This window comes from Shewanella waksmanii ATCC BAA-643, assembly GCF_000518805.1.
GTDB lineage: Bacteria > Pseudomonadota > Gammaproteobacteria > Enterobacterales > Shewanellaceae > Shewanella > Shewanella waksmanii.
The window spans coordinates 1-22763 of sequence record NZ_JAEH01000043.1 but is presented as its reverse complement, the minus strand read 5'-3'; the positions used below and the strand labels follow the sequence as shown (position 1 = coordinate 22763).

Here is a 22763-nt window from a genome sequence, read left to right as displayed (position 1 = left end):
GATTTTTTATACAGTAAATAGCTAACGCTAATTTGTTGGTTTTTTATTCGAAGTTTAGCTTAGCAATAGATGATGAATGATGGGAAGGGTAATAAAACTCAGCAGCACCCCGATGGTGATTGCCAGAGCACTAATGCCTGCTTGCACATCGTAGCGCTGAGCAAGTAAATACACACTGGCGGCAGTAGGCAGCGCAGCTAGCAGTACGCCCATGACCAACATCTGCGGTTCTACCGCTAACCAAACAAAGAAAAGGTAAACCAGTAATGGTTGGATGATCAGCTTAGCTACATTAATGAGACTGAGCTCAATCACTGCCGAGCGGGCACCGATTGCTTTTTGCTTGCTGCCCCCGCGCATTGCCATGCTCAGGACCATACCGATAGCAAACAAAGCACAAGGGCTCGATGTCATGCCTATTTGGGTCAAAATCTGACTCACCGCTAGCGGCAAAGTGATATCTAGTGCCGATATTAAGGTGCCAATGACACTGCCAATAATGATTGGGTTTTTGGCCAAAGCTTCGATCGCAGTGACAGCAGGGCGGCTTGTTTGACCTTGATGCAGGGCAATAGACACCAGCACAATTGCAAACATGATAACCGATAATAGACTGGCAATTGCCGCTGCCGTTAATGCTTGTTGCTGCTCAGGGTAGAGCATCATCATCAACGGAATTCCAATAAAAGACGTATTACCAAACGTCGTATTGAGCGAGCGTATTGCGGCAATATCACCACGTTTGGGCGTCGCGCGGTAGGAGGTCACGATGCTCAGCAGGTACACACAGCCCATTGCTGCACTATAACCAAGAATGTATCGCCATTGCATAATATCGGCAAAGGAGGTTTCGGCCAGCACAATTAACATGATGGCGGGAAAGGCGATGTAATAAACGTATTGATTGAGCACATCGGCACTTTGTACTGGTAGAAGCCGAGCTCTGTCAGTGATAAATCCCCACAACATCATGCCAAATACAACAAACAGCGGTGTATAAATCTGGCTCATGGCAAATTACCTTAGCGGTTATAGCAAACAAAAGTAGAGGTTAACAGTTTGCCGAAATAAAGCCCATTAGGCCTAAGTTTAACGGCGTTTTTTTATTGAGGTCTGACTTTGAGGTGGGTTGTTAGCCGTCGCGTTAATCGCTGATTTATCGGCTAATAGGCTGGTACGTAGCTCGGGTAGGACCCCGAGCTGTTCATAGAATTGTATTTGCCGGCGCAGCTCAAATAGCGAGCCAATACGTTGCTGCTCGCCAATGGTCAGCTTCCATGAGTCAGTGTTGCCTTGGCTATTAGTCAGTATGTAGCCTTGGTAAATGAGCTTTTTCATGGCTTAGGTGGGCATACAAGTTAGTCTTGGCTGACTTCTATGCCAATATTGGATACACCAGCTTGCACAATCTCTTTGCGCAATGCCTTAATAAAGTCCGGTGTCATTTTGGGGTTGTCTTCAACAATCTCAAGTAGTGATGACTGTAAGGTTTTCTCTTCAACCATGACGGGGTGACTGAAAATATAGTCATCAAGCTCAGCTTCGCTTAGCTCATCTTCTAATGTGGCCTCAATATAATTGGCCACAGTGGCTGAAGACAGTTTGCTGATGTTAGTCATGTCATCTTCAATCTTGCTTTGCATAGCGCTAAGTAGCGAGGTTAACGCGACTGCGGCATCCATGGCTGGGTAGACGCCATAAACATCGAAATCACTTGGCTCTGGTGTGTTGACATCGAGTCGCTCAAGGTAGACATCAATATTTAGTTTTAGCTTACGGTCGTACATCGATTGCCATAACAGATTTAGAGCAGTGTCTAATACCTGTGCATCACCAAATTCACAGACTTCAGAAAACAATTGGTAATTAGGGTACATACGTTGGCACAGGGCTATGGCAAACAGTTTTTTCTGCTCGGGTTCTAATGCTTTTAATCTTTTGAAAAAACCGGGTTTATTACTCATCGATAACACCTGTTGAGAACTGAGAGATCACTTGATTAGCTGCCGATTCTACCTTAGAAAGCTCGTCAAGTAACTCTAGTATTTCAGGTTCGATATTTTCTAACCGTTCGTCACGTTTCAGTGCTGATTCAATTTCTTGGCATAGGCGTTGAAGCGTAGGTACACCACTATAGCAACAGGCGCCGTGTAGCTTGTGAACATGAGCTAGCATTTGCGTCGGATCAAGCTCATCAGGCGCGGCTTGCAATACCTCTGCGGTCGCCGGAATGGAGTCGGTCAGCATTTGCAGCATCTCTAGTGCCAGCTCCGATTTGCCATTGGCTTGGGTTAGGCATAACTCCCAATTAAGGGTGTTATGGTCAAAATGAGTAAAGGTTGGCCGGCTCTTCCAGCGGCTAATCACACCACGTAGCGCCGCTTCATCAATCGGTTTAGGTAAGTAACCATCCATGCCACTTTGATTAATGCGCTCACGTTCTTCGGCAATAGCATGCGCGGTGACAGCAATAATGGGTGTATTGCGATTACGTGAGTGTTCCCGAATTTGTTTGGTGGCGCTAATACCATCTATGCCGGGCATTTGAATATCCATAAAAATCAAATCAAATATTTGCTCTGCGGCTAGCTCAATAGCGCCTTGGCCACTGTCGATCACAGTGACATGGGCGACAATCTCTTTTAGCAAAGTATCGATAAGCTTAAGGTTTGCCGGATTATCATCCACTGCGAGTACACTTAAGGGCTCACGACTGGTGGACTCGGTGATGCTCTCTTGAAGTTGTGCTGGCGCCAGTGGTGCTTTATGTGGATTGGTTAGCGCTCGTGCAAGGCTTCGCTCGGTCACGGGTGTTTGAATTACGACGTCAGTGTAAGGCTGTATTTGGCGAATTTGTTCATCGGCACTGGAGCTACTGCACAAGTAAATTAGGTAGTCTACGTGGGAGCGGATACTGCGCAGTGCCTGACCCACATCTGTTTGTTGATCAAAACTATGGCAACCGACAATGGCAAAGTCATAGGTGAGCGTGCGCTGGGCTAAATAATTGTCGAGCTGCTGTTTTGAGCTGACATTGGTGACCTGCATATCCCAATAGTTCATTAGCTCAGTTAGCATGGAATTAGTTAACTCTCTTGGTTCAAAAAGCAGTACCTGCTTGTTGGCCATGGGGTGAGTATCAATTGGCTGACTGATAGGGTACTGGCTGCGTTCAAGTGGCAAAGTGAACCAGAAGGTTGAGCCCTGATTAAGCACCGAATTACAGCCTATGTGGCCGCCCATTCGATTGATCAGGCGCTTGGTAATAATGAGGCCCAGACCCGTACCGCCAAAGCGGCGTGATATAGAGGAGTCTGCTTGACCAAAGGCTTGGAACAATAACTCTTGTTGTTGCTCTTCAATACCGATGCCAGTATCGGTGATCTCGCAGCGAATATTGAGCTTTTCACTGTCAATGTCTAAGAGGCGCATCTTAACTTGCACTGAGCCACGGTCGGTAAATTTAATGGCGTTGCCGACCAAATTAGTCAGTACTTGGCTAACTCGCAGCGCATCACCATTGAGATTATCAATAATCTCTGGGTCAATATCGATAACCAACTCTAAATCTTTTTCGCGGGCACTGTTGGTGAGCAATGATAGGGTGTCGTCAACCACTTCTCGTAACGAGAACGGCATATTTTCTAGCACCATTTTGCCCGCTTCTAGTTTAGAGAAGTCGAGAATATCGTTAATGATCCCCAACAGGTTAGTAGCGCTTTTTTCAATGGTTTTAATATAATCTTGTTGGCTGGCATGCAGTGGGGTTTTTAGTAGCTGCTTAGCAAAACCAATGACACCATTTAGCGGTGTACGCAGCTCATGTGACATGTTGGCCAAGAACTCTGATTTGATTCGGCTTGCCTCTTGAGCGCGCTTTTTCGCCAAATCGAGCTCAACGTTTTGAATCTCTATTTGTTCTAAGGTTTCGCGTAAATCCGAGGTGGCTTGGTCAATATTTTGCTGCATCTCATCATGGTATTCTGATAAGGAACCTGCCATGGCATTGATGCCGCGTTTAAGTAAATCAAGCTCACCAATCAGGTTGCCATGAACTCGGGTGTCCAGCTTACCTTCACGAATTTTCGCCACCACTCGCACCATCTCGGTAATGGGGTGGGTGACGTTTTTAACCAGTCTAAAGGTAAATAGGAGGTTTAGCTGCACGCCAATCAGCACAATAATGAAGGCTGCGACTGCCGCACGGTGCTGTTGCAACAACGCATTTTCTTTATTGATTAACACGGCAATATATCCCAAGCGTTGCTGGGATAAATCTTGATCGGTCGGTGCGGCTATCAGTTGTCGTTGGCTAGAGAAAATAGGGCTACGGAGGATCAAGCTGTCGCCCACTTGCTCCAGCTCAGTGCGCAACAAAGAATCTAGTGGCTGGCTATAGCGCATGAATTCATGGCTTTTGTAATGATGAGAGGTCACCACCACGCGATTATTGGTGTCAAAAATGGCAATAAACTGCACTAAATCGGATTTGTTTAGCTGTGCAGAGGTGATTAAGCGCTTAGTGGTTTCAAAGTCTTTACTTTCGAGGCCAATTTCAGCGGCAATCGCTAAAGGCTCAATGATATTACCACCTTGCTCTATGAGCGTTTCTTCGAGTTCATAGAAGCGATTTATGGTAAAGTAGCTGCCGAGTAAAATGCCTACGAGAATGGTCGGGGCTAAAGCTAACACCAGTACCCAAGATCTCAAGCTATATTTGGTCATGTGTTCGGCATTATTCATTACATTTGCTGGCTTAAATCTATAGTTCACATTTAGGTTACATTAGAATGGCAGATATAGGGCTGTCTTGGCCAGTTTTTTTATCGTTTTAGAGGCCACAATGGCGCAATTTTTTAAAGCAAAACCAAATAGCTCCAAACAGTTATCGACAAAGCTCACATTAGAAGTCACCGATTTAGACCACCTAGGTTCGGGCATAGCCCAGCACCAAGGCAAAATTGTGTTTATTCCTGGCGCGCTACCAACAGAACAAGTGTTGGTACAGTTAGTTGAGCAAAAGAAACGCTTCAGCCGTGCCAAACTCTTAAAAGTACTGCGACCTGCGGATGCTAGGGTTAAACCTGTGTGCCGCCACTATCAGCAATGTGGTGGCTGCGATCTGCAGCATTTTGACCTTGAAAACCAGCGTCACTATAAGGCTAAAGCCCTGGGTGGGTTAATCGAGAAAATGGGCCAGACCCAAGCATTGCATCAGTCTGCAGCGCTAATTGGCAGTGAGCTGGGCTATCGCCGCCGTGCCCGCCTTGCCAGTCACTATCAGAAAGATACCCAAAAATTGACCTTAGGGTTTCGTGCAAAGGCCAGTGACAAAGTTGTCAGTATCGACCAATGTCCAGTGCTCGATGAGCGCTTATCAGTATTGATTGCGCCGCTAACATCGCAACTAAATCGCCTTAATGTGAAAAAAAGCTTAGGCCATGTCGAGCTGATAGCCGTAGAAAGTGGTTTATATATAGTGCTGCGCATCACTAAGCCTGTAGCTGACAAAGAACGGGTTAAACTTAGTGAATTTGCCGCGGCGCAAAATGTCAGCATGATTTTGTTGGGCGAACACGCTGCCATGAGCTTTATTAATGGTGACGAAGTTAAGCCGTTTTATCAATTGAGTGATGGGCTTGAATTGAGTTTCTCGCCGGGTAATTTTATTCAGGTTAATCGAGACATAAATCAAGCCATGGTCACCCAAGCGATTGAGTGGTTAGCGCCTAAGCCAGGTGAGCGAGTGCTAGACCTGTTTTGTGGTGTGGGTAATTTTAGTCTGCCCTTAGCGCAAACAGGTGCCGAGGTGGTGGGTGTTGAAGGCGTTGTTGAGATGGTAGAACAGGGCCGCGCAAACGCTCGTCATAATGGCATCGACAATGTACAGTTTTTCCATGCTGATTTAAGTGCAGATATCTCATCGCAGCCTTGGCTCGGTAAAGTTGACAAAATGCTACTCGATCCCGCCAGAGCAGGGGCATTTGAATCATTGCAATGGCTGAAAAAAATGAAGCCGCAGCGGGTGGTTTATGTTTCGTGTAACCCAGCCAGCCTAGCGCGTGACAGTCAGCCGTTAACTGAACAAGGTTATCAACTGACTCAGTTGGGGCTCATTGATATGTTCCCACAAACGCATCATATCGAAGCGATGGCCTTGTTTGAGTTGAAATAAAATCCCCGAAAATGGCTAAATGTTCATTTTGTCAGCTTTTGTTAATTGACAATGAGCGGGGAATGCTGAAGATAGAACATTCTCAATAAATAAGCTGTCAATATTGGGTATGGGTGACGTCAGCGTTGCGGGCAATTTTGTGAATAAAAGGACATTGGGTTAATGGTATCTGTTAGAGAAGCACATTTTAGTGATGCCGATTTTCAGTTAAGTGAGTGGGTCGATCGCTACATTAATGATAGTGATGATGCCAAGACCTTACTGGAACTGATTAAACAGATCGAGTTAATTGCCCAGAAGGCAAACCAGTCCAGCCCCATCCTTAGCCAACGTGCCCGTGAGATGATAGAGATTCTTGCGCCACTGAACATGGATATTGAGACCCTGCAAGCGGCCATTATCTTTGTTATTTTCGATGCCAAAATTATTGATACCGAACAGTTAGAAGCGCTATTTGGTAAAAAGCTGTCGACCTTGGTCAATAGCGTGGTGACCATGGATGCTATTGGTGCCTTGAAAGTCAATCAGAATTCACGCGCTGCTGAACCACAAATTGATAATATTCGTAAGATGTTATTGGCCATGGTTGAGGATGTACGTGCGGTAGTGATTAAGCTTGCCGAACGTATCTGCTTATTGCGTGAAGTTAAAAATGCCGATGAAGAAACTCGTGTGCTTCTGGCCAGAGAAATTGCCGAAATCTACGCGCCACTGGCTAACCGATTAGGTATTGGTCAGCTTAAGTGGGAACTTGAAGATATCTCGTTTCGCTACCTTCACCCGCAAACTTATAAAGATATTGCTAAGCAGCTTGATGGTAAGCGGCTGGACCGCGAAACCTACATCGACGACTTTGTTAGTCAGTTGCAGGCTCGTTTAGACAAAGACCTGATCCGCGCTAAAGTTTATGGTCGTCCTAAACATATCTATAGCATTTGGAAGAAGATGCAGGGCAAACAGTTGAAGTTTGATGAACTGTTTGATGTTAGGGCGGTACGAATTGTCACTGACCGTTTGCAAGATTGCTATGGTGCGTTAGGGGTCGTGCATACGTTATGGCACCATATTCCTAAAGAGTTTGATGATTATGTCGCAAACCCCAAGCCCAATGGTTACCAGTCTATCCACACTATTGTGGTGGGGCCTGAAGGCAAAACGGTAGAGATTCAAATCCGTACTGAGCAGATGCATGAAGATGCCGAGCTGGGTGTGGCTGCCCACTGGAAATACAAAGAGGGTAGTAGCGGCAAACAAAGTGGCTACGAAGAGAAAATTAATTGGCTGCGTAAAATTCTGCAGTGGCAAGAAGATGTGGCAGAAAGCGGCAACTTAGTTGAAGAGGTCCGCAGCCAAGTATTTGAAGACCGAGTCTATGTCTTTACCCCAAGTGGTGAGGTGATTGATTTACCCTTAGGATCAACGGTATTGGATTTTGCTTACTATATTCACTCCCATGTGGGCCACAAATGCATCGGCGCTAAAGTAGACGGCCGTATTGTGCCATTTACTTACCAAGTTGAAACCGGTGAGCGGGTGGAAATTATCACCTCTAAACAACCCAATCCTAAACGTGATTGGTTGAACCCGAATTTAGGTTATATCCGTTCATCAAGAGCTCGCTCGAAAATCCAGCACTGGTTTAAGCAGCAAGACAGAGACAAGAACATTGTTGCTGGCCGTGAAATTTTAGAGAACGAGTTGGCTCGTGGTGGGCTGAGACTAAAAGATGCTCAGTCAGCCGTTGAACGCTTCAATATGGTCACGATGGATGACCTGCTTGCCGGGATAGGCGGTGGCGATGTGCGTCTTAACCAAGTCGTCAATCATGTTCAATCGCGGATGCGAGTCACCGAAATCAGTGACGAAGAGGCCGTTGAAGATTTAGTTAAGAAGAGCAGCTCCAAACCTGCCAAAAAAGGTAAAGGTCAAGTTGAGGTCAATGGCGTTGGTAATCTAATGAGTCACATCGCTAAGTGTTGCCAACCAGTACCAGGCGATGAGATTTTTGGTTTTATCACTAAAGGCCGGGGTATTTCAGTGCACCGCGCCGATTGTGAACAAGTTAAAGAGTTAATGCGGGTACATCCTGAACGTGCCGTTGATGTGGTGTGGGGCGAGAACTACTCCGGCGGCTATAAAATTCGTATCCGTATTAATGCCAGCGACCGCAGCGGATTATTACGTGACTTAACCTCGGTGTTAGCAGCGGAAAAATCCAATGTGTTGGCGATGACCTCCACCTCGGATGTTAAAACCCAAACGGCAATCATAGAAATTGAACTCGAACTTTATAATCTCGATGGTTTATCTCGAGTTATCGCCAAATTGACTCAAGTTGAAGGTGTCAGTGAAGCGAGACGTCTGTGATGGTTAAGGTTATGAAAAAGGAGCGCGTGTATGGCGCATAATGTCGAGCAATTGCTAACCATTATGACAAAGTTACGCGATCCGCAAACTGGCTGTCCGTGGGATAAAGCCCAGTCTTTTTCAAGCATTGTGCCCTTTACCATTGAAGAAGCCTACGAAGTTGCCGATGCCATCGAGCGAATGGATATGGCTGAGTTACCCAGCGAGTTGGGTGATTTGCTGTTTCAAGTGGTATTTTATTGCCAGTTAGGCAAAGAGGCCGGCTTATTTGATTTCTCTGATGTCGTACAACAAATAAGCGATAAGCTGATTCGTCGTCACCCCCATGTATTTGCAGATATCGACAGCGCAAGTTCAGCGCAAGTTAACGCCAATTGGGAAGCGGTAAAGTCGCAAGAGCGCAGCGAGCGGGAGCTTCACTCTGTACTCGATGATGTGCCGCAAGCATTGCCGGCACTGAAGCGAGCGGCCAAAATTCAAAAACGCGTGGCCCGAGTTGGTTTCGATTGGGATGAGCTAGACCCTGTTGTCGCGAAAATCCATGAAGAGGTAGATGAGGTGTTGGCTGAAGTTAACGCGGCCGATATTGACCAAGACAAGGTGGTTGATGAAATGGGCGACTTACTGTTTGCCGTAGTCAATCTATCTCGGCATTTACAGGTGGATCCAGAACAAGCATTGCGCCAGGCAAATCGTAAATTTGAGCGCCGTTTTCGTGGGGTAGAGCAGCTAGCGGCTGAAAATAATAAGCCGTTGCAGCAACACACGTTAGCAGAGCTAGATCGATACTGGGAACAAGTCAAGCAGCAAGAAGCAGTAAAAAGCTAAAAATTATCGCCGAAGCTATTTGTCGAAGGCCACTGGCTTTGTTATAATATTGCCCCGTCCTAGTGCTTTCATACAAGCACATATTTCAACTCATTTTCTCAGGTTCAGCATGACTACAAGGTATATCTTCGTTACTGGTGGCGTGGTTTCATCACTAGGTAAAGGCATTGCAGCAGCATCATTAGCGGCAATTTTAGAGGCTAGAGGCCTTAACGTAACCATTATGAAGCTGGATCCTTATATTAACTTGGATCCAGGTACCATGAGCCCAACTCAGCACGGTGAAGTATTCGTGACTGAAGATGGCGCTGAAACTGACTTAGACTTAGGTCACTACGAGCGTTTCATTCGTACCAAGATGAACCGTCGTAACAACTTCACTACAGGTCGCATCTACGAAGAAGTACTTCGTAAAGAGCGTCGTGGTGATTATTTAGGTGCAACCATTCAGGTTATTCCGCACATTACCAATGCGATTAAAGAAAAAGTGATTGAAGGTGGTGAAGGCCATGATGTCGCTATCGTTGAGATTGGTGGTACGGTAGGTGATATTGAGTCACTGCCTTTCCTAGAGTCTATTCGTCAATTAGGTGTTGAACTAGGACGTGACCGCACCTTATTTATGCATTTAACCTTAGTGCCGTTTTTGGGCGCTGCGGGTGAAGTGAAAACCAAACCAACTCAACACTCTGTAAAAGAGCTACGTTCAATTGGTATTGCACCAGATGTATTGGTTTGTCGTGGCGACCGTGCAATTCCAGCCAACGAGAAAGCTAAAATCTCATTGTTCTGTAATGTAGAAGAGCGTGCGGTTATCTCACTAAAAGATGTCGACAGTATCTACAAAATTCCTGCGCTATTGAAAGCACAAGGCTTAGATGACTTAGTCACTAAGCGCTTTGGCCTAACTTGCGCTGAAGCTGACCTACATGAGTGGGAACAAGTTATCTATCAAGAAGCCAACCCAACCGGTGAAGTCACCATTGGTATGGTAGGTAAGTATATTGAACTACCAGATGCGTATAAGTCGGTCAATGAAGCATTAAAGCACGCTGGTTTGTTTAACCGTGTGTCAGTGAATATCAAGTATATTGATTCACAAACCGTTGAAGCTAAAGGCGATGAAGTACTTGAAGGCCTAGACGGTATTCTTGTTCCAGGTGGTTTCGGTGAGCGCGGTGTTGAAGGTAAGATTTACGCAGCTAAATATGCCCGTGAAAACAACCTGCCTTATTTCGGTATTTGTTTAGGTATGCAGGTTGCGCTAATTGAGTTTGCTCGCCATGTAGCGGGTCTTGAAGGCGCGCATTCAACTGAATTTAATAAAGAGACGCCACACCCTGTTGTTGGCTTGATCACTGAGTGGATTGATGAAGAAGGCAATGTTGAGCAGCGCCATGAAGCTTCAGACCTTGGTGGTACTATGCGTCTTGGTGCACAACTATGTCACCTAAAAGAAGGCACTAAAGCTGCCGACGCCTATAAAGGTGTGACTTGTGTTGAGCGTCATCGTCACCGTTATGAAGTGAATAACGGTTATAGAGAAAGATTAGAAAAAGCGGGGCTTGTTTTCAGTGGTCTATCATCAGATCGCCAGCTAGTTGAAATGATTGAGCTGCCAAACCACCCTTGGTTTGTCGCTGGTCAATTCCACCCAGAATTTACATCGACCCCACGTGATGGTCAGCCACTATTTGAGGGCTTTGTTGCTGCAGCAACCGCCTATCAAAAACGCGATTTAGGCTAACTTAATCAGCAAAACCGCTTCCGTTATTCGGAGGCGGTTTTTTGTTTTCAGCGTGTAAATTCTGCTGCACCTATTTTAGTTTTATTTTATTTTCAATTTATTTTTTAAACTTAAAGTCGAGGAAATTATGGCTAAGATTATTAACGTTATCGGTCGCGAAATCATGGATTCTCGTGGTAACCCAACCGTTGAAGCCGAAGTACACTTAGAAGATGGTGTTATCGGTATGGCTGCGGCGCCATCAGGTGCATCGACCGGTTCGCGTGAAGCGTTAGAGCTACGTGACGGTGATAAAGCGCGTTATTTAGGTAAAGGTGTATTAAAAGCCGTTGAAGCTGTAAATGGCCCAATTGCTGAAGCCCTGAAAGGCAAAGATGCACTTGCTCAAGCCGAGCTTGACCAAATCATGATTGATTTAGACGGCACTGAAAACAAAGCTAAATTTGGCGCGAATGCGATTTTGGCAGTTTCACTTGCTGCAGCTAAAGCCGCCGCAGCATCTAAGAAAGTGCCACTATATGCACACATTGCAGACCTAAATGGTACTTCTGGTGTTTATTCTATGCCACTGCCGATGATGAACATCATCAATGGTGGTGAACATGCTGATAACTCTGTTGATATTCAAGAATTTATGATTCAACCTGTTGGTGCTGCTAACTTCCGTGAAGGCCTACGCATGGGCGCAGAAGTTTTCCATAGCCTAGCAAAAGTACTAAAAGCTGACGGCCACTCTACTGCAGTGGGTGATGAAGGTGGTTTCGCGCCAAACCTGCCATCAAATGCATCTGCACTAGCAGCGATTAAAGTTGCGGTAGCTAACGCGGGTTACGAGCTAGGTAAAGACATCACCTTAGCGATGGATTGTGCTGCCTCTGAGTTTTATGACAAAGAAGCCAACATCTATGACCTTAAAGGTGAAGGTAAGAAGTTTACTTCTGAAGAGTTCAACTACTTCCTACAAGATCTTACTAACCAATACCCAATTGTTTCAATTGAAGATGGTCTTGATGAGTCTGATTGGGATGGCTTTGCACACCAAACTAAACTGTTGGGTGACAAAATCCAATTGGTAGGTGACGATCTGTTTGTTACTAACACTAAGATTTTGAAGCGTGGTATCGACAATGGTATTGCTAACTCAATCCTAATTAAGTTCAACCAAATCGGCTCATTAACTGAAACGCTTGCTGCAATCAAGATGGCTAAAGATGCAGGCTTCACTGTTGTTATTTCTCACCGTAGTGGTGAAACTGAAGATGCGACTATTGCCGATTTAGCTGTGGGTACCGCAGCGGGCCAAATTAAGACTGGCTCACTAAGCCGTAGTGACCGTGTTGCTAAGTACAACCAACTACTGCGTATCGAAGAGCAGTTAGGTGAAAAAGCACCTTATAACGGTCTTAAAGAGGTTAAAGGTCAAGCATAATCGAATGATTTGCTGATTTAAGTAAAAAAGGCCGCCACTTGGTGGCCTTTTTTGTTGTAATATCTTAGCTATTAATTTTTCACCTGCGGATCTGTCTACCTACCGATGAAACGCGTGCTTGTATTGCTGGTGCTACTTTTGGGTTTGTTACAATACCGACTCTGGTTCGGTGGTAATAGCTTGCCAGAAACTTTTCACTTACAGGAACAAATTACTTTGCAGCAAGCGAGTAATGCCAAGCTGGTTGAACGCAATCAGGTTCTGAAAGAGGAAATAAGCGACCTGCGTAGTGGTACTGAGGCCCTTGAAGAGCGAGCAAGGAATGAGCTCGGCATGGTGAAACAAGGTGAAACCTTTTTTAGAGTTGTGGGCGGCCAGCAACGGGATCTTTCCGATGCTAATGAATAATCTTTCCACTCTAGTTAATCACGAGCATGACAGATGAACTCAGTTGACACTAAGGTTGTGGCTATCGTGCCGGCAGCCGGTATTGGCAGCCGTATGGGTGCCGACATTCCCAAGCAATACTTGCCGCTCAATGGCCAACCAATATTGGCCCATACGCTTGATTGTTTATTATCGCATCCGCAAATTGCACAAGTGATTGTTGCGCTAAACCCTGATGACCAATTTTTTTGCCAATTGACTCAAGCGTCCCATGCTAAGCTGCGCACAACCTTGGGTGGTAAAGAGCGTGCAGACTCGGTACTGGCGGCATTAGCCATGTGCGACCCCAATGCGTGGGCGCTGGTTCATGATGCAGCGCGGCCCTGTTTAACCCACAGTGATATTGATAAATTAATTGCTTCACAAAGCATGTACCCACAAGGTGCGATTCTAGGCGCCCCCGTGCGTGACACCATGAAACGCACTAATGGCAATGGCACCATTTGCGCTACCGTCGACCGTCAAAGTTTATGGCATGCGCTGACACCTCAGTTTTTCCCCGCGCAGCAGCTCGCGAAGCATTTACGTCAGGGACTGGCCGCTGGGCTACAAATCACCGACGAAGCTTCTGCTATGGAGCATGCAGGAGTCAATCCCGGCATGGTGACGGGCCGCGCTGATAATATTAAAGTCACTCACCCTGATGATCTGCGTTTGGCTGAGCTGTTTCTTAGTGCTCGGCAGTCTACTTAATTCACATCCACTTAGAGAAAGTAATCAATGAATATTCGAATTGGCCATGGTTTTGACGTCCACAAATTTGGTGGAGAACTGCCGCTTATTCTAGGTGGTGTAGAAGTCCCTTATGAGACTGGATTAATTGCCCATTCTGATGGTGATGTGGTATTGCATGCGATTAGCGATGCGATATTAGGGGCAATGGCTTTGGGGGATATCGGCAAGCACTTTCCTGATACTGATCCTGATTTTAAGGGCGCAGACAGCCGAGTATTATTGCGCCACTGCTACCAATTGGCACAACAGCAGGGCTTTGTTGTCGGCAATCTTGATGTCACTGTGATAGCACAAGCACCAAAAATGCTGCCTCATATCGATGCAATTCGTGCTGTTCTGGCTGATGATTTGCAAGCAACGTTAGCGCAAATCAATGTTAAAGCGACCACAACAGAAAAACTCGGTTTTACTGGTCGTAAAGAAGGGATTGCGGTTGAAGCCGTAGTGCTGATGGTTGCCAAAGGATAATTTGATGACAGATTTAGCCTACCTACATGGTGAGCCTAGCGCTACCGCTGATATTCGCACCAGTAACGCTGATCTTCTAGTACAAGAAATATTACCCTTTTTGCCTTCTGGTGAAGGGGAGCATCATTTAATTCATATTCGTAAGGATGGACTCAATACAGCGGATGTGGCGAAGAAAATATCGAGCTTTGCAGGTGTACACCCTAAAGAGGTTACCGTCGCAGGGCAAAAAGATAAAAATGCCATTACCGAGCAGTGGTTTGGTGTGCGAATCCCGGGTAAAGAAACCCCGGATTGGCAGCAGCTCAATAGTGAGCAGATTACTGTGCTTAGCAGTGGCCGCCACATCAAGAAGCTGCGTACAGGTGCGCTTTCTGGTAACCGCTTTACTATTACCTTGCGAAAAGTCAGTGACCCACAGGCTGTGGTGGCACGACTAGAGTTAATTAAACAGCATGGTGTGCCAAACTATTTTGGCGAGCAGCGTTTTGGTCACAATGGCAAAAATTTGGTATTCGGCCGACAAATGCTAAGTGGTAAACGGGTGAAAGACCGCAATAAGCGTAGCTTTTATTTATCGGCGGTACGCTCAAATCTGTTTAATCAACATGTTGCCGCGCGCATTGCCTCCCACGGTACAGACACACTGACCGGTGATTGCGTGATGTTAGCTGGCACGCGTAGCTATTTTGTTGCAGAGCAATGGGATGACACCTTAGTCGAGCGATTGCAGCGTAGGGATATCGTCTTATCTTGCCCGCTGTGGGGACGCGGTAGCGCCTTAGCACAAGGCGATGCAGCCCAGTTTGAAGCCCAAGTTGCCGAGCCCTTTAATGATGACTGTATCGGTTTAGAAAAGGCAGGCCTAGATCAAGAGCGCCGTGCATTGCTGTTGCAGCCAGAACAACTGAGTTACCAAGTCAGTGATGACACTGTGGTGATAAAGTTTGCCCTACCAGCGGGATGTTTTGCTACCTCGGTACTGCGCGAAGTCGCCGTTTATGAAGACGTCAATGCCCGCGAATATGCCTTAAGACAACAACAGCAATTAGAGCAAAAAAATGATTAAAATCTTGGTTAGCAATGATGATGGCGTGACGGCACCAGGCATTGTGGCGCTTTCTCATGCGCTTGCAAATGAATTTGAAGTGATGACCGTTGGACCAGATCGAAATTGCTCTGGCGCGAGTAATTCGCTAACCTTGACTAACCCTTTAAGAATTAATACGTTAGAAAACGGTTTTGTGGCTGTCAGCGGTACACCGACAGACTGTGTTCATTTAGCGATTAGAGAGCTGTATGAGCACGAGCCTGATATGGTGGTGTCTGGTATTAATGCCGGTGCCAATATGGGCGATGATACCTTGTATTCGGGTACGGTCGCCGCCGCCATGGAAGGGCGCTTTTTAGGTTTACCAGCAATGGCTGTGTCATTGGTGGGTAAACAGTTGCAACACTACGATACGGCTGCCCACTACGCCTGTAAAATAGTTAAAAAGCTAATAGAGCAACCAATAGCGCAAGACCAAATTTTGAACGTTAACGTACCTGATCTGCCATTGAGCGAGATAAAAGGCGTGCAAATTACGCGTCTAGGTGCCAGGCATCGGGCAGAAGGTATGGTGCGAACAACAGACCCAGCAGGTAAAGAGATTTTCTGGCTAGGCCCCCCCGGTGAAGAGCAAGATGCCAGCGAAGGAACCGACTTTTATGCGGTCGCCAATGGGTATGTTTCAATCACCCCTTTAACCGTCGATTTAACCGCATTTGAGCAGATCAAAAAAATGCAGCAATGGATAGATAAACTATGAATGGTGTAGCAACTGCATCGGCAATTAACTTAGCAAAACGTCTTGGGGATGCTGGTATTCAAAGTCAGGCTGTTTTGAATGCGGTGGCACATACCCCAAGAGAGCTATTTTTAGATGCGGCACTTGGGCATAAGGCCTATGAAAACACAGCATTGCCAATTGGCCAAGGACAGACGATTTCTCAGCCCTATATCGTGGCGAGAATGACAGAGCTATTGCTTGAACAGCGTCCTAAAAAGGTGTTGGAAATTGGCACTGGCTCTGGCTACCAAGCAGCGATTCTAGCGCAGCTGGTTGATCAGTTATGCACTGTTGAGCGAATAAAGGCGCTGCAAATTCAGGCTCGACAACGTCTGAAGCGACTTGATTTACATAATGTGTCATTTAAGTATGGTGATGGTTGGCGCGGCTGGGCTAATAAAGGGCCTTTTGATGCCATTATGGTTACAGCGGCAGCGAGCCAGATCCCGCAAGCTTTATTAGAGCAGCTGGCCGAGGGCGGTATTTTGATTATCCCTGTTGGTGAGCAAACGCAGCAGTTATTAAAAGTAACGCGCCAGCAAGGGCAATTTTTGTCAGAAACTATTGAGATGGTAAATTTTGTGCCGTTAGTCAATGGTGACTTAGCCTAAGCACTGAGCTGATAGCAGTGGTTGGATAGGTCGATTAGCAGAAGAGGTGATGTGGTTGCGCTTGGGTTTATTACAATACGGTACAATTATAGCGGCATGTTGCTTTACGCTAGCGGGTTGTAGCTTTCAGTCTGATCGCCCTGCACCGGTTGTGTCTGTCACAACGCCGGTTAAAAAGTCATATTCACGTGGTGGCTTAACTTCAAGCCAATATCAGGTGCGTAAGGGAGATACTCTTTATTCTATCGCTTGGGCCGCCAACAAAGATTTTGTTGATGTGGCGCGCAAGAACAACCTTAAGAAGCCTTATACCATCTACCCTGGACAGGTATTAAGCCTTAATACGACATCTAGCGTTACAAATAAACCAAAGAGCCAAACCAGCAGTAAAAGTAATACAAAAGTTGCACAGAAATCTTCAAATACGGCACAAAAACAGCAAGTTACTGCAAAATCAACGCCCCAAAATAGTGCAGCACAAAAAACTGAAAAATCGCTTGATTCAAACAAAAACTCTGCGTACTCTGTAACAACTGGTCAACAAAATGTTAACCAGATTATTCACAAGCCAAAGTCGACATTACCAAATAAAGTGTATAAATGGCATTGGCCGGTGAATGGCAAATTGATCGGACGTTTTTCTGCGACAGAGCAAGGCAATAAAGGTATTAAAATCGCTGGCTCTAGAGGCGATATCATTAAAGCAGCTGCAGATGGCAGAGTGGTATATGCAGGTAACGCGCTACGTGGTTATGGCAATTTAGTCATTATTAAGCACAGTGATGATTACTTAAGTGCATATGCACATGCAGATCAGATTTTAGTGAAAGAAAAACAGTATGTAACCGTTGGACAAACGGTAGCAAAAATGGGCCAAACAGGTGCCAATCGAGTCATGTTACATTTTGAAATTCGATACCATGGAAAGTCTGTTGACCCACTTAAATATTTACCCAAGCAATAATTAGTTTGGGTGCCGCATTGGCAATTGGAGGATAAGAAAGTGCAGTAATTTAGCGTATTTAAAATTTGGGAGATCATATTATGGGTCGTAAAACATCAACCGCAGTAGCGGAGCCCTTAGTCGACTTGTCGAAGAACGAGTCGGAAGTTGAATCTAAAACCAAGGAGGCAGGCAAGGAATCAGAATTAGAAGCACAAGTTCAAGATGATATGCAAAAAAACTTAGATGCCACTCAGCTGTATCTAAGCGAAATAGGTTTTTCCCCACTTCTTAGTGCAGAAGAAGAAGTTTATTTTTCGCGTAAGTCCCTCAAAGGCTGTGAAAAGTCCCGCAATCGCATGATTGAAAGTAACCTCAGACTCGTTGTTAAAATAGCGCGCCGATATAACAATCGTGGATTAGCATTACTCGACCTTATTGAAGAAGGTAATTTAGGCTTAATTCGTGCCGTAGAAAAGTTCGATCCAGAACGCGGATTTCGTTTTTCGACCTATGCAACATGGTGGATCCGTCAAACTATTGAACGGGCAATCATGAATCAAACTCGCACTATTCGACTGCCAATCCATGTGGTCAAAGAACTCAATGTTTACCTCAGAACGGCCCGCGAACTGGCGCATAAATTGGACCATGAGCCAACAGCGGAAGAGATTGCTGAGAAACTTGATTTGCCCAGCAGTGATGTAAGCAGAATGCTTAAGCTTAACGAGCGTATTACTTCTGTCGATACCCCCTTAGGTGGCGACAATGATAAAGCCTTGCTCGATGTATTAGCGGACGATGATAGTGTAGGACCAGATTATAAAGTACAAGATGAAGACATGTCTAAGTCAGTAGTACGTTGGTTAGATGAACTTAATAGTAAGCAAAGAGAAGTGCTAGCGCGCCGATTTGGCTTATTAGGTTACGAGCCTTCGACATTAGAAAATGTGGGTAAAGAGATTGGTTTGACCCGCGAACGTGTTAGACAGATCCAAGTGGAAGCATTAAAGCGACTGAAAGATTTGTTAGGAGCACAAGGACTGTCAGTAGAAGCAATTTTTAAAATGTAATGGCTTAGGCCTACACAGGGTAAAACATCTGTTTTTGGTGAGTATCTTGTCCAGCATTCAAGTATTTGGCAAACCATTGACAGATGATAAAAAGCGCACTTAATAGTGCGCTTTTTTTATGCTTTATATCGAGTTACCTGTTTTTCTTCAATTGATAGAGAAGTTCAAGCGCTTGGCGAGGTGAGAAATCATCGGGGTTGATGCTATCTAGCTTATCCAATGCGGCAGAGGTTTCGGGTGCCTGGAAATCCAGTACTGGTTGGATATGCGCTTCAAGTGCTTGATGATCGCGACTTTCCAAGTGTGCGAGTTTTTGCTTTGCGGCTTTAACTACATTATTGGGTACGCCAGCCAAAGCGGCCACTTGCAAACCATAACTCTTACTCGCTGCGCCAGATTGTACCGCGTGCATAAATACAATGGTGTCACCATGCTCAATCGCATCCAAATGTACATTAGCAATGTTCGCTATCTGCTCAGGTAGTTGGGTCAATTCGAAGTAGTGAGTTGCAAATAACGTGAGCGATTTTAGTTTGGTGGCTAAATGTTCTGCCGCAGACCAAGCTAATGACAATCCATCATAGGTGGAGGTACCTCGGCCTATTTCATCCATTAGCACCAAACTTTCAGGGGTGGCATTGTGCAGAATGTTAGCGGTTTCTGTCATTTCAACCATGAAGGTTGAGCGTCCCGATGCGAGATCATCGGCAGCGCCAATACGGGTAAAGATACGATCAATGGGGCCAATCGTGGCTTTTTGGGCTGGAACAAAGCTACCAATATGGGTCATCAAGGTGATCAGCGCGACTTGGCGCATGTAAGTTGATTTACCGCCCATGTTAGGGCCGGTGACCACCAACATACTTTTTTGCGGTGATAAACCAACTGGGTTAGCGATAAAAGGCGTTTGACTCACTTGTTCGACAACAGGGTGGCGGCCCGCTTCGATATCAATACCAATTTCGGCAACCAGTTCAGGACGACGGTAGCCTAAGCTCTCTGCCCGTTCTGCAAAATTACAAATTACATCAAGCTCTGCTGCGGCGCGGCCAAACTGTTGCAGTTGCGCTAACTTGGGTAATATCTGATCGAACAAAGCTTCCCAAAGCTGCTTCTCTAGCGCCAGCGCTTTACCTTGACTGGATAACACCTTTTCTTCATGTTCTTTAAGTTCAGCAACGATGTAACGCTCAGTATTTTTGAGTGTTTGCCTGCGCTGATAGCTCATAGGCACCAAATCAGACTCACGCCGGCTGACCTCAATATAGTAGCCGTGTACTCGGTTGTAGCCGACTTTGAGGGTTGAAGCGCCGGTTGCGGCTTTTTCTCTGGCTTCCAATTCATCTAAATAGTCAGTGGCGCCCTGACTTAAATCACGCCATTGATCAAGCTGGGCATCATAGCCTGGCTTCAAAACACCGCCATCACGGATCAACATAGGTGGATTATCAACGATAGCTCGGCATAGCAGTGCATGCTCTTCGGGGAATTCACCCAATAAGCTTGCAAGCTTTTGCAAGTGATCACTTTGGCATTGACCTAAGGTCGTTTGGAGCTGCGGTAGTGCCCCTAATGCTTGACGTAAACGAGCGAAATCACGTGGTCGCGCGCTGCGCAGAGCCAAGCGAGCAGTGATCCGCTCAACATCTCCGAGTTGCTTTAGTTGCTCAGAAAGATCGCTAAATAACCCAGAGTTCAACAGCTCATCGACAGCATCGTGGCGGGCGCGAAGTACGTTGTGGTCGCGTAGCGGTTCATGTATCCAACGTTGCAGCATGCGGCTGCCCATCGCAGTGGTGGTATTATCTAGAACGGCAGATAAAGTATTGCTACTGCCGCCTTGCAGGTTACAGGTCAGCTCAAGGTTTTTACGGGTCGCGGCATCCAAAATAATGCTGTCGTACTGATCAAAGCGGCTGATCGAGTTGATATGCGGTAGCGCGGTGCGCTGGGTATCTTTCACATATTGAACTAAACAACCTGCAGCCTGAATCGATAAACGCACTTCACCCAGTCCAAAGCCATATAAGTCCTTGGTGCCAAATTGGTCGAGCAGCAGTTGCTGACAGGTATCAAAATCAAACTCCCATTCGGGGCGGCGGCGTTTACCACTAAAGCGGTTGATTAACGCCATCTCACTAAAGTCTTCGCTATACAGTAGCTCTGCTGGATTGGTGCGTTGTAGTTCTGCTTCTAATGCTTCAGAAGTATCAAGTTCGGTAACGATAAACCGGCCTGATGAGATATCTAAGGTGGCATATCCAAACCCTGTCTTACCGTGATAAACCGCAGCGAGCAAGTTGTCTTGACGCTCTTGTAATAGCGCTTCATCAGTCAATGTACCAGGGGTCACTATTCGGACAACTTTGCGCTCTACCGGTCCTTTAGAGGTGGCCGGATCGCCAATCTGCTCGCAAATTGCAACCGAGACACGCAGCTGAACCAATTTTGCTAAGTAGCCCTCAACAGCATGGTAGGGGATACCAGCCATCGGAATGGGGTCTCCGCCACTTTTGCCGCGGGCGGTAAGTGAAATGCCTAATAATTCAGATGCCAGTTTGGCATCGTCATAAAATAACTCATAAAAATCACCCATCCGATAGAATAAAAGCATATCGGGAGTTTCTGCTTTTAAGGTCAGATACTGACGCATCATGGGTGTGTGTTTTTCTAAATGTTGAGTTGTTGCTTTATTCACTCTGAACCGTTCCTACCGCGATTGTCACTAGGTCGTCGACTGGCGACACAAAATATGTTGCCAATATTAGCAAGGATTAGCTGTCGATGGCGGCTAATTAATAAAAAAATACCCGCGAAACGATTCCGTCGCTTAGCCATTGAGCAAAGCCAAATTCACCAGCAGATAAAAAATAATCATCAACAGTACTTGATACTGTATGATTGTACAGTATACTAGTTTGCATATTGAGGCTGCTAGCGAGACAAACGCCAGCTCAGCACCACACAGTTCGCACAGCAAAGGCTGTGATTAAGAGGAAAACCTATGAGTATTGATGCGAATAAAGAGAAAGCACTGACAGCGGTACTAGGCCAAATTGAGAAGCAGTTTGGTAAAGGCTCTATCATGAAGCTAGGTGAAAACCGCTCGATGGATGTTGAAACTATTTCTACCGGTTCACTTTCTCTTGACGTTGCTTTGGGCGCAGGTGGTTTACCAATGGGGCGTATCGTAGAGATTTACGGTCCAGAATCTTCAGGTAAAACGACATTAACGCTAGAAGTTATTGCAGCAGCTCAACGTGAAGGTAAAGTGTGTGCCTTTATCGATGCTGAGCACGCATTAGACCCGATTTATGCGCAAAAGCTAGGTGTTGATATCGATAACTTGCTTTGTTCACAGCCAGATACCGGTGAGCAAGCATTAGAGATTTGTGATGCGTTAACCCGCTCTGGTGCCGTCGACGTTATCATTGTTGACTCGGTAGCGGCATTGACCCCTAAAGCTGAAATTGAAGGTGAGATTGGTGATTCTCATATGGGTCTTGCTGCCCGTATGATGAGCCAAGCAATGCGAAAGCTTGCTGGTAACCTCAAGCAGTCAAATACTTTGCTGATTTTCATTAACCAAATTCGTATGAAAATTGGTGTGATGTTCGGTAACCCAGAAACCACAACCGGCGGTAACGCACTGAAGTTTTATGCCTCAGTCCGTTTAGATATTCGCCGCACCGGTGCCATTAAAGATCGCGACGAAGTGATTGGTAATGAAACCCGCGTTAAAGTGGTTAAGAACAAAATTGCTGCACCATTTAAACAAGCAGAGTTCCAAATTTTATATGGTGAAGGGATTAACCGTACCGGTGAGCTAGTTGACCTAGGCGTAGCCCATAAACTCGTAGAGAAAGCCGGTGCTTGGTACAGCTATAAAGGTAGCAAAATCGGTCAAGGGCGTGCCAATGCAGGTAAATACCTGATTGAAAATCCAGAGATTTCAGCTGAAATTGAAGCGGCTTTACGTGCCATGTTACTGAGCAGCGGTGAAGCAGTTGCTGAATCTGCTACCGGTGATGAAAATATCGATATGGAGACTGGCGAGGTTTTCTAACCAAGCCGTCACTAAGATAGTTATACATGGCTAAGGGGGAGC

At 45.9% G+C, this 22763-nt stretch carries 19 protein-coding genes; 14 read left to right on the top strand and 5 right to left on the bottom strand.

All coding sequences use genetic code 11. The annotated features are described in order from the left end of the window. Positions 1 to 54: 54 nt before the first annotated feature. The 4 genes from L865_RS0115535 to barA form a co-directional block, all read right to left on the bottom strand. Complete coding sequence (locus L865_RS0115535) at positions 55 to 1011, bottom strand: AEC family transporter (protein ID WP_028774077.1); 957 nt, start codon at positions 1009 to 1011, stop codon at positions 55 to 57. Positions 1012 to 1089: 78 nt separating this feature from the next. Further along, the gene (locus L865_RS0115530; protein WP_028774076.1) at positions 1090 to 1338 is read right to left on the bottom strand and encodes a DUF3319 domain-containing protein; all 249 of its coding nucleotides are present in this window, start codon (positions 1336 to 1338) and stop codon (positions 1090 to 1092) included. A gap of 20 nt (positions 1339 to 1358) precedes the next feature. Further along, positions 1359 to 1964 carry a YjaG family protein gene (locus L865_RS0115525; RefSeq protein ID WP_028774075.1) on the bottom strand — a complete coding sequence of 202 codons (606 nt, stop codon included), beginning with the start codon at positions 1962 to 1964 and terminating at the stop codon, positions 1359 to 1361. Then, the gene (gene barA / locus L865_RS0115520) at positions 1957 to 4743 is read right to left on the bottom strand and encodes a two-component sensor histidine kinase BarA (protein ID WP_028774074.1); all 2787 of its coding nucleotides are present in this window, start codon (positions 4741 to 4743) and stop codon (positions 1957 to 1959) included. Before barA ends, L865_RS0115525 begins: the two co-directional genes overlap by 8 nt. A 100-nt stretch (positions 4744 to 4843) precedes the next feature. On the opposite strand from barA, the gene rlmD reads away from it, so the two are divergent. From rlmD to rpoS, 13 genes are all read left to right on the top strand, one after another. After that, a complete protein-coding gene (gene rlmD, locus L865_RS0115515; RefSeq protein WP_028774073.1) occupies positions 4844 to 6175 on the top strand; it encodes a 23S rRNA (uracil(1939)-C(5))-methyltransferase RlmD in 1332 nt (443 codons plus the stop codon). A gap of 162 nt (positions 6176 to 6337) precedes the next feature. After that, a complete protein-coding gene (gene relA / locus L865_RS0115510) occupies positions 6338 to 8542 on the top strand; it encodes a GTP diphosphokinase (RefSeq protein WP_028774072.1) in 2205 nt (734 codons plus the stop codon). A 30-nt stretch (positions 8543 to 8572) separates the two neighbouring features. Then, positions 8573 to 9370, top strand: a complete 798-nt coding sequence (gene mazG, locus L865_RS0115505; protein WP_028774071.1) for a nucleoside triphosphate pyrophosphohydrolase — start codon at positions 8573 to 8575, stop codon at positions 9368 to 9370. A gap of 109 nt (positions 9371 to 9479) precedes the next feature. Next, entirely contained in the window at positions 9480 to 11117 is a 1638-nt protein-coding gene (locus L865_RS0115500) for a CTP synthase (protein ID WP_028774070.1), read from the top strand. 127 nt (positions 11118 to 11244) lie between these two features. After that, positions 11245 to 12546 (top strand): phosphopyruvate hydratase, encoded by a 1302-nt coding sequence (eno, locus tag L865_RS0115495; RefSeq protein ID WP_028774069.1) that lies wholly within the window; start codon positions 11245 to 11247, stop codon positions 12544 to 12546. 105 nt (positions 12547 to 12651) lie between these two features. Beyond that, positions 12652 to 12954, top strand: coding sequence for a cell division protein FtsB (gene ftsB, locus L865_RS0115490; protein WP_028774068.1), 303 nt, complete (start codon positions 12652 to 12654; stop codon positions 12952 to 12954). A gap of 33 nt (positions 12955 to 12987) precedes the next feature. Then, positions 12988 to 13686: a 2-C-methyl-D-erythritol 4-phosphate cytidylyltransferase gene (ispD, locus tag L865_RS0115485; RefSeq protein WP_028774067.1), complete on the top strand. Its 699-nt coding sequence runs from the start codon at positions 12988 to 12990 to the stop codon at positions 13684 to 13686. A 27-nt stretch (positions 13687 to 13713) separates the two neighbouring features. Continuing rightward, positions 13714 to 14196 carry a 2-C-methyl-D-erythritol 2,4-cyclodiphosphate synthase gene (gene ispF / locus L865_RS0115480; protein WP_028774066.1) on the top strand — a complete coding sequence of 161 codons (483 nt, stop codon included), beginning with the start codon at positions 13714 to 13716 and terminating at the stop codon, positions 14194 to 14196. A 4-nt stretch (positions 14197 to 14200) separates the two neighbouring features. Beyond that, a complete protein-coding gene (truD, locus tag L865_RS0115475) occupies positions 14201 to 15265 on the top strand; it encodes a tRNA pseudouridine(13) synthase TruD (protein ID WP_028774065.1) in 1065 nt (354 codons plus the stop codon). Further along, positions 15258 to 16007 carry a 5'/3'-nucleotidase SurE gene (gene surE / locus L865_RS0115470; RefSeq protein WP_028774064.1) on the top strand — a complete coding sequence of 250 codons (750 nt, stop codon included), beginning with the start codon at positions 15258 to 15260 and terminating at the stop codon, positions 16005 to 16007. Before truD ends, surE begins: the two co-directional genes overlap by 8 nt. Further along, positions 16004 to 16639: a protein-L-isoaspartate(D-aspartate) O-methyltransferase gene (locus tag L865_RS0115465; protein ID WP_028774063.1), complete on the top strand. Its 636-nt coding sequence runs from the start codon at positions 16004 to 16006 to the stop codon at positions 16637 to 16639. Before surE ends, L865_RS0115465 begins: the two co-directional genes overlap by 4 nt. A gap of 49 nt (positions 16640 to 16688) precedes the next feature. After that, on the top strand, positions 16689 to 17603 hold the full coding sequence (locus tag L865_RS0115460) for a peptidoglycan DD-metalloendopeptidase family protein (protein ID WP_037471338.1): 915 nt from the start codon (positions 16689 to 16691) through the stop codon (positions 17601 to 17603). A gap of 80 nt (positions 17604 to 17683) precedes the next feature. Next, entirely contained in the window at positions 17684 to 18655 is a 972-nt protein-coding gene (gene rpoS / locus L865_RS0115455) for an RNA polymerase sigma factor RpoS (protein ID WP_028774061.1), read from the top strand. A gap of 133 nt (positions 18656 to 18788) precedes the next feature. Here rpoS and mutS read toward each other — a convergent pair whose 3' ends face one another. Then, a complete protein-coding gene (mutS, locus tag L865_RS0115450) occupies positions 18789 to 21311 on the bottom strand; it encodes a DNA mismatch repair protein MutS (RefSeq protein ID WP_051484651.1) in 2523 nt (840 codons plus the stop codon). 348 nt (positions 21312 to 21659) lie between these two features. On the opposite strand from mutS, the gene recA reads away from it, so the two are divergent. Continuing rightward, on the top strand, positions 21660 to 22721 hold the full coding sequence (gene recA / locus L865_RS0115445; protein ID WP_028774059.1) for a recombinase RecA: 1062 nt from the start codon (positions 21660 to 21662) through the stop codon (positions 22719 to 22721). Positions 22722 to 22763: the final 42 nt, after the last annotated feature.

Coding starts and splice junctions, on each gene's coding strand:
- L865_RS0115535 (WP_028774077.1), bottom strand. CDS start 1,011: ATGAGCCAGATTTATACACCGCTGTTTGTTGTATTTGGCATGATGTTG.
- L865_RS0115530 (WP_028774076.1), bottom strand. CDS start 1,338: ATGAAAAAGCTCATTTACCAAGGCTACATACTGACTAATAGCCAAGGC.
- L865_RS0115525 (WP_028774075.1), bottom strand. CDS start 1,964: ATGAGTAATAAACCCGGTTTTTTCAAAAGATTAAAAGCATTAGAACCC.
- barA (WP_028774074.1), bottom strand. CDS start 4,743: ATGAATAATGCCGAACACATGACCAAATATAGCTTGAGATCTTGGGTA.
- rlmD (WP_028774073.1), top strand. CDS start 4,844: ATGGCGCAATTTTTTAAAGCAAAACCAAATAGCTCCAAACAGTTATCG.
- relA (WP_028774072.1), top strand. CDS start 6,338: ATGGTATCTGTTAGAGAAGCACATTTTAGTGATGCCGATTTTCAGTTA.
- mazG (WP_028774071.1), top strand. CDS start 8,573: ATGGCGCATAATGTCGAGCAATTGCTAACCATTATGACAAAGTTACGC.
- L865_RS0115500 (WP_028774070.1), top strand. CDS start 9,480: ATGACTACAAGGTATATCTTCGTTACTGGTGGCGTGGTTTCATCACTA.
- eno (WP_028774069.1), top strand. CDS start 11,245: ATGGCTAAGATTATTAACGTTATCGGTCGCGAAATCATGGATTCTCGT.
- ftsB (WP_028774068.1), top strand. CDS start 12,652: ATGAAACGCGTGCTTGTATTGCTGGTGCTACTTTTGGGTTTGTTACAA.
- ispD (WP_028774067.1), top strand. CDS start 12,988: ATGAACTCAGTTGACACTAAGGTTGTGGCTATCGTGCCGGCAGCCGGT.
- ispF (WP_028774066.1), top strand. CDS start 13,714: ATGAATATTCGAATTGGCCATGGTTTTGACGTCCACAAATTTGGTGGA.
- truD (WP_028774065.1), top strand. CDS start 14,201: ATGACAGATTTAGCCTACCTACATGGTGAGCCTAGCGCTACCGCTGAT.
- surE (WP_028774064.1), top strand. CDS start 15,258: ATGATTAAAATCTTGGTTAGCAATGATGATGGCGTGACGGCACCAGGC.
- L865_RS0115465 (WP_028774063.1), top strand. CDS start 16,004: ATGAATGGTGTAGCAACTGCATCGGCAATTAACTTAGCAAAACGTCTT.
- L865_RS0115460 (WP_037471338.1), top strand. CDS start 16,689: ATGTGGTTGCGCTTGGGTTTATTACAATACGGTACAATTATAGCGGCA.
- rpoS (WP_028774061.1), top strand. CDS start 17,684: ATGGGTCGTAAAACATCAACCGCAGTAGCGGAGCCCTTAGTCGACTTG.
- mutS (WP_051484651.1), bottom strand. CDS start 21,311: ATGATGCGTCAGTATCTGACCTTAAAAGCAGAAACTCCCGATATGCTT.
- recA (WP_028774059.1), top strand. CDS start 21,660: ATGAGTATTGATGCGAATAAAGAGAAAGCACTGACAGCGGTACTAGGC.